The sequence below is a fragment of the Longimicrobium sp. genome, assembly GCF_036554565.1.
Lineage (GTDB): Bacteria > Gemmatimonadota > Gemmatimonadetes > Longimicrobiales > Longimicrobiaceae > Longimicrobium.
Map to the genome: position 1 here is coordinate 1 of NZ_DATBNB010000257.1, position 5,373 is coordinate 5,373.

Sequence of the window (5,373 nt, forward strand, 5' to 3'; positions counted from 1 at the left end):
AGATCCCACGGCCCTGCATCGCATGTGCTGCGGGCCAGTTCGGTGCGCTCGGGCCTCTGGATGACAGGTAGCGGTGGTGGGTTCGGGTTCTCCCCTCTCCGACGGTACCGTGCGAGGATAGGTCTACTCCAGCCCGTACACCGCCCGCAGTTTGCCGCGCAGGTTGGCCAGCAGCGGCGCGGGGCTGAGCGGCCGGCCGGTTGCGCGCTGGCAGAGCTCGGGCGCGGTGTAGCGCCGGCCGTGGGCGTGGACGTTCGTCTTCAGCCAGGCCAGCAGGCCGCCGAACTCGCCCCCCCGGAGCTGGCCGTCGAGGTCCGGGATGGCCTCTCCGATGGCTTCCCACAGCTGCGCCGCGTACAGGTTGCCCAGCGTGTAGGTGGGAAAGTAGCCCACGGCACCCATGGACCAGTGGATGTCCTGCATGGCGCCCCGCGCATCGTCGGGCACCGTCAGCCCCAGGTCGCTCCGGATCCGCTCGTTCCAGGCGCCGGGCAGGTCGCGCACGGCCAGGTCGCCCTTGAGCATGGCCCGCTCCAGGTCGAAGCGCAGCATGATGTGAAGGTTGTACGTGGCCTCGTCGCTCTCGATGCGGATCAGGTTGGGTTCAACCACGTTCAACCCGCGGAACACCGTCTCCGTGTCCAGCGCCGAGATGGCGTCGCTCCCGGCCTGCGCCTGCAGGCGGGGCAGGGCCCATTCCCAGAACGGCCGGCCGCGCCCCACCAGGTTCTCCCACATCCGCGACTGGCTTTCGTGGATGCCCATACTGGCGGCCTCGGCCAGGGGCTGCCCGAACCGCTCGGCCTTGGGCAGGTTCTGCTCGTACAGCCCGTGCCCCACCTCGTGCATGCTGGAGTGCAGCGCGCTGAGGAACTGCGCCTCGTCGTACCGCGTCGTCAGGCGCGTGTCGCCCGGGCCGGCGCCCTCGCAGAACGGGTGGGTGGAGATGTCCAGCCGCCCGGCGCTGAAGTCGAACCCCATCCGCTCGACGACGGTTCGGTTGAACGCCTCCTGTCGGTCGATGGATAGCGGGATGTTCATCCACGACGAGTCCGGCCGGTTGCCGCTCTCCTGCAGCTCGCGGATGAGCGGCACCAGCCCCGCCCGCAGCTCGCCGAACACGCGGTCCAGCTCCGCCGCGCGCATCCCCGGCTCGTAATTGTCGAGCAGGGCATCGTACAGCTCGCCACCCTCAGGCACGCCCAGGCGCTCGGCCGTCCGCTGGTTCAGCACCATCAGCTTTTCCAGCCACGGGGCAAACGACGCGAAGTCGTTCCGCTCCCGTGCGTCGCGCCAGTTGTGCATCGCCAGCGTGGTGGTCTCGGCCATCTCGCGGACGAGCGCCATCGGCAGGCGGGTAGCGTGCTGGTAGTCGCGATCCAGGTTGCGGACGTTTGCCGCCGCGTCGGGGTCGGCCATCAGCTCGGCGTCCGCCAGGCAGCGGGCGATCAGCTCGCCCAGCTCGGGGCGGGTGCGGCGCTCGTGCACCAGCGACGAAAGGAGCGACGCCTGCTCGCCGCGCAGGGCCGCGGCGGCGGGAGGCATCATCACCTCCTGGTCCCATCCCAGCGTGGCGGAAACGGAGCCGAGCGTGGCGATGTCGCGCATCTCGCGCAGCAGCTGGTCGTACGGGGTGTGGCCCTGGGCCTCGGGCGCGGAGGCCGTGTGGAGCGTATCGGTCATCGGGTCGGGATCGAATCGGTCGATGGAGATCGCCGCGTGCGGGGCGACGAATGCGCAGGCAAGCGGGCAGGTTCCGTGCGCGCACGGCGGGCGACTCACTACGCAGTTAGAGGCGCGCCGGAGCAGATGAATCCGCCGCACCGAAAGCGGAAAGCCTCGCGAACGGGAGCGAGGGTTCACCAGGAACAACGGTGGAGACCACGGGCGCGCCCGAAAGCCTGGCTCACACGAGAGCAGCCAGTCCGCGCAGGCGGACTTCGTGTCCTTGTTGCAGCGACTTCAGTCGCCCGTGCCGGGGGAGGGACCCACACCTTCGTGTCAGCGCCCCCGGGTGACACCCCGCGGCAGCCGAGTCCTCGGGTTCCGTGACCGCTGCCGCGCCCGAGCGATTACGCCTCCGCGGTTAGATCCTTCGGCCCGCGGAGGACGGCGTGCGGGCGGATACGGCGCGCCTGGGCCTCAGGATGACAAGCTGTTGTGCGCCACCGTTTTGCGCGCAGACCCGGACTGGAGTGTACCCCCTCTCCCACGCTGTTTGTGGGAGAGGGGGGCACGCGTGTCAGCGCGGCCGGGTGAGGGCTGCCGCGGGGCCGAGGCCCTCGGCTGCCGACACAGAGGGGCGCGCCCCAAACCCTGGCTTACACGAAAGCAGGCCAGTCCGCGCAGGCGGACTTCGTGTGTTCGTTGCAGCGACTTCAGTCGCCCGTGCAGGGCTGCGTGACGGTCTGGACCAGGGTGAACGCCCTACACCTTCAGCTCCGGCGCGGCCTCTCCGACAGCATCAGGGTAGCGGGCGAGGACCGGGGCGACCCACTCGGCCAGGAACTCGTCCACCTGCGCGGGGGCGCGGCCCACGTAGAGCTCCGGGCGCAGGTCCTCTTCCAGCTCCTCGCGCGAAACGCCGAACGCTGCGTCCGCGGCGATGCGGTCCATCAGGTCGTTCGGCAGCCCGTGCTGCTTTACCTGGCGTCCCGCCTCGATGCTGTGCACGCGCACGCGCTCGTGCAGGTCCTGGCGGTCGCCGCCGCGCTTGGCGGCACGCATCATCAGGTTTTCCGTGGCCATGAAGGGAAGCTCCTCCATCAGCCGCCGCCGGATCATCTCCGGGTACACGACCATCCCCGACGCCACGTTGTGCATCAGCAGCAGCACCGCGTCCACGGAGAGATAGCCCTCCGGAACCGCGATGCGCTTGTTGGCCGAGTCGTCCAGGGTGCGCTCGAACCATTGGCTGGCGGCGGTAAACGCGGGATCGATCACCAGCGCGATGGCGTGTCGGGCCAGCGCGTTGATCCGCTCGCACCGCATGGGATTGCGCTTGTACGGCATGGCCGACGAGCCGATCTGCTGCTCCTCGAACGGCTCCTCCACCTCTTTCAAATGCGAGAGCAGGCGCACGTCGTTGGCGAACTTCGACGCGGACTGGGCCACACCCGACAGCGTCGACAGGCAGCCGTAATCCACCTTGCGCGGGTACGTCTGCCCGCCCACGCCGTACACCTGCTCGAAGCCCATCTTCTCGGCGATCAGCCGCGTCAGCCGCTCGGCCTTCTCCCCGTCCCCCTCGAACAGGTCCACGAAGCTGGCCTGCGTGCCCGTGGTGCCGCGCGAGCCATGGAAGCGCAGCGTCTGGATGCGGAACTCCACCTCTTCCAGGTCCAGCAGCAGGTCCTGGATCCACAGCGTCGCGCGCTTGCCGACCGTCGTGGGCTGCGCGGGCTGGAAGTGGGTGAACCCCAGCGTGGGCAGGCCGCGGTAGCGCCGGGCAAAGCTGGAAAGCGCCGCGACCGTGGCGACGATCCGCCGGGCGACGAGCCTCAGCGCCTCGCGGTGCTGGATGAGGTCGGTGTTGTCGCCGACGTACGCGCTGGTGGCGCCCAGGTGGATGATGGCGCGCGCCTCGGGCGCCTGCTCGCCCAGGTGGTGCACGTGCGCCATCACGTCGTGGCGAAGCTGGCGCTCCAGCTCGGCCGCGCGCTTCAGGTCGAAGTCGTCCAGGTGCGCGCGGATCGCCGCGACCGCCTCGTCCGGAATCGGCAGTCCCAACTCGCGTTCCGCCTCCGCCAGCTCCAGCCACAGCCGCCGCCAGGTGCCGAACTTGAACTTCGGCGAAAAGATGTACGACATCTCCGCCGAGGCGTAGCGCTCGGTCAGCGGATTGGAATATCGCTCAATGGACATCGTCGTTTTCGGGATCAGGTCGGCTCGCGGCGCGGCTCCAGAAGGTCCCACAGGTTGCCGTAGAGGTCCTGGAACACGGCCACGATTCCGTAGCTTTCCTCGCGCGGCTGCTCCATGAAGCGCACCCCGCGCTCGGTGAAGGCCCGGTGATCGCGCCAGAAGTCGTCCGTGTGCAGGAACCAGGCGACGCGCCCGCCGGTCTGGTCACCGATTCGGGCCTCCTGCTCCGGCGAGGCGGCGCGCGCGAGCAGCAGCCTGGGCCCGGTGGACCCCGGGGGACGCACGATGACCCAGCGCTTTCCCTCGCCGAGCGCCGTGTCCTCCACCAGGTCGAACCCGAGCACGGCGGTGAAGAACTCAATCGCCTCGTCGTAGTCGCGCACGACGAAGGTCGCCGCGCCGATGGTCTGCCTCATCGCGGGGGGCTACGGAACCAGCTGCGGCCCGCGCCTGCGCGGCGGCTTGGTCCCCGCGTCAGGCGGATAGGCGACGCCGGTCAGGAACAGCCCCTCGGGGGGCGCGGGGGACGACGTTTCCAGCCCCGGCTCGTTTGCCAGCAGGGCATCCATCACCTCCGGCGGGCGCTGCCCCAGGCCGATATCCACCAGCGTGCCCGTCAGGTACCGCACCATGTGATGGAGAAAGCGGTTGGCGCTGATGTGGAACTCCAGCCCGATCCCCTCCCATGGCGCCCAGCGCGCCTCGGTGACGGTGCAGCGGTCGCCGCGCTCTTCCTGGCCCGCCTTGGCGAACGCCTTGAACGAGTGCTCGCCCAGGATGCGCTCCGTGGCGCGTTCCATCGCCAGCAGGTCCACGGGGCGGACGAGCGGCCAGCACCAGGGCGATCGGAACGGCGAATCCGCCTCGGCCGCCAGGCCCACGCGGTAGACGTAGGAACGTGTAGTGGCGTCGTAGCGCGGATGGAAATAGGGCGGCGCCTCGGCGGCGTCGGCGATCCACACGTCGTCGGGCACCAGCGCGTTCATCGCGCGGCGCAGCGCGGGCGCGGTCCAGCGACCCGGCACGTCGGTAGCGGCCACCTGCCCGGTGGCGTGCACGCCGCGGTCGGTGCGCCCGGAGCCGATGACGGGGCAGGGGCCGTTGGTCAGCTTGGCGAGCACGACCTCCAGCTCGCCCTGCACGGTGCGCTGGTCGGGCTGCACCTGCCAGCCGTGGAAGGCGCGGCCGTCGTAGTGGATCGTAAGGCGGATTCGCCGCCGCTCGGGAATGTTCATCGCGGCGCCAAGCTAGGCCCCGCCGCGCCCGCGCGAAAGTGCGCCGATGGGCGCATCGACCGTGAAATCCGGCTCCCAATACCATCTCGAGAGGCCGGCCACACCACACGCGCCAGGGAACGCGCGCAGCAGCGAGCGACGAGTCCCATCACTGGCGAGGCGGGACGCGCGGATGTTCGCCGGCGGGCATGGACAGGTGATCGATGGGCGACCTGTTCCGTCATGCGTGGTTCGGGTTTTTCAGCGGCATCAGTTTCTTCGCGTCGCCACGGGT

Annotated in this window: 4 protein-coding genes; all 4 read right to left on the reverse strand. The window is 69.8% G+C overall.

Annotation, left to right across the window (positions count from 1 at the left end; translation table 11 throughout):
* Nucleotides 1-123: 123 nt before the first annotated feature.
* The 4 genes from VIB55_RS06960 to truA all read right to left on the reverse strand — a co-directional run bounded on the left by VIB55_RS06960 (nucleotide 124) and on the right by truA (nucleotide 5,099).
* Nucleotides 124-1,683 (reverse strand): carboxypeptidase M32, encoded by a 1,560-nt coding sequence (locus VIB55_RS06960; RefSeq protein WP_331875947.1) that lies wholly within the window; start codon nucleotides 1,681-1,683, stop codon nucleotides 124-126.
* A 744-nt stretch (nucleotides 1,684-2,427) separates the two neighbouring features.
* On the reverse strand, nucleotides 2,428-3,864 hold the full coding sequence (purB, locus tag VIB55_RS06965; protein ID WP_331875948.1) for an adenylosuccinate lyase: 1,437 nt from the start codon (nucleotides 3,862-3,864) through the stop codon (nucleotides 2,428-2,430).
* A gap of 14 nt (nucleotides 3,865-3,878) precedes the next feature.
* A complete protein-coding gene (locus tag VIB55_RS06970) occupies nucleotides 3,879-4,280 on the reverse strand; it encodes a VOC family protein (RefSeq protein ID WP_331875949.1) in 402 nt (133 codons plus the stop codon).
* 9 nt (nucleotides 4,281-4,289) lie between these two features.
* Nucleotides 4,290-5,099, reverse strand: a complete 810-nt coding sequence (gene truA, locus VIB55_RS06975; RefSeq protein ID WP_331875950.1) for a tRNA pseudouridine(38-40) synthase TruA — start codon at nucleotides 5,097-5,099, stop codon at nucleotides 4,290-4,292.
* Nucleotides 5,100-5,373 lie beyond the last annotated feature (274 nt).

Bases quoted from the DNA above. Each gene is read 5' to 3' on its own strand.
- VIB55_RS06960 (WP_331875947.1), bottom strand. From the start codon at position 1,683: ATGACCGATACGCTCCACACGGCCTCCGCGCCCGAGGCCCAGGGCCAC.
- purB (WP_331875948.1), bottom strand. From the start codon at position 3,864: ATGTCCATTGAGCGATATTCCAATCCGCTGACCGAGCGCTACGCCTCG.
- VIB55_RS06970 (WP_331875949.1), bottom strand. From the start codon at position 4,280: ATGAGGCAGACCATCGGCGCGGCGACCTTCGTCGTGCGCGACTACGAC.
- truA (WP_331875950.1), bottom strand. From the start codon at position 5,099: ATGAACATTCCCGAGCGGCGGCGAATCCGCCTTACGATCCACTACGAC.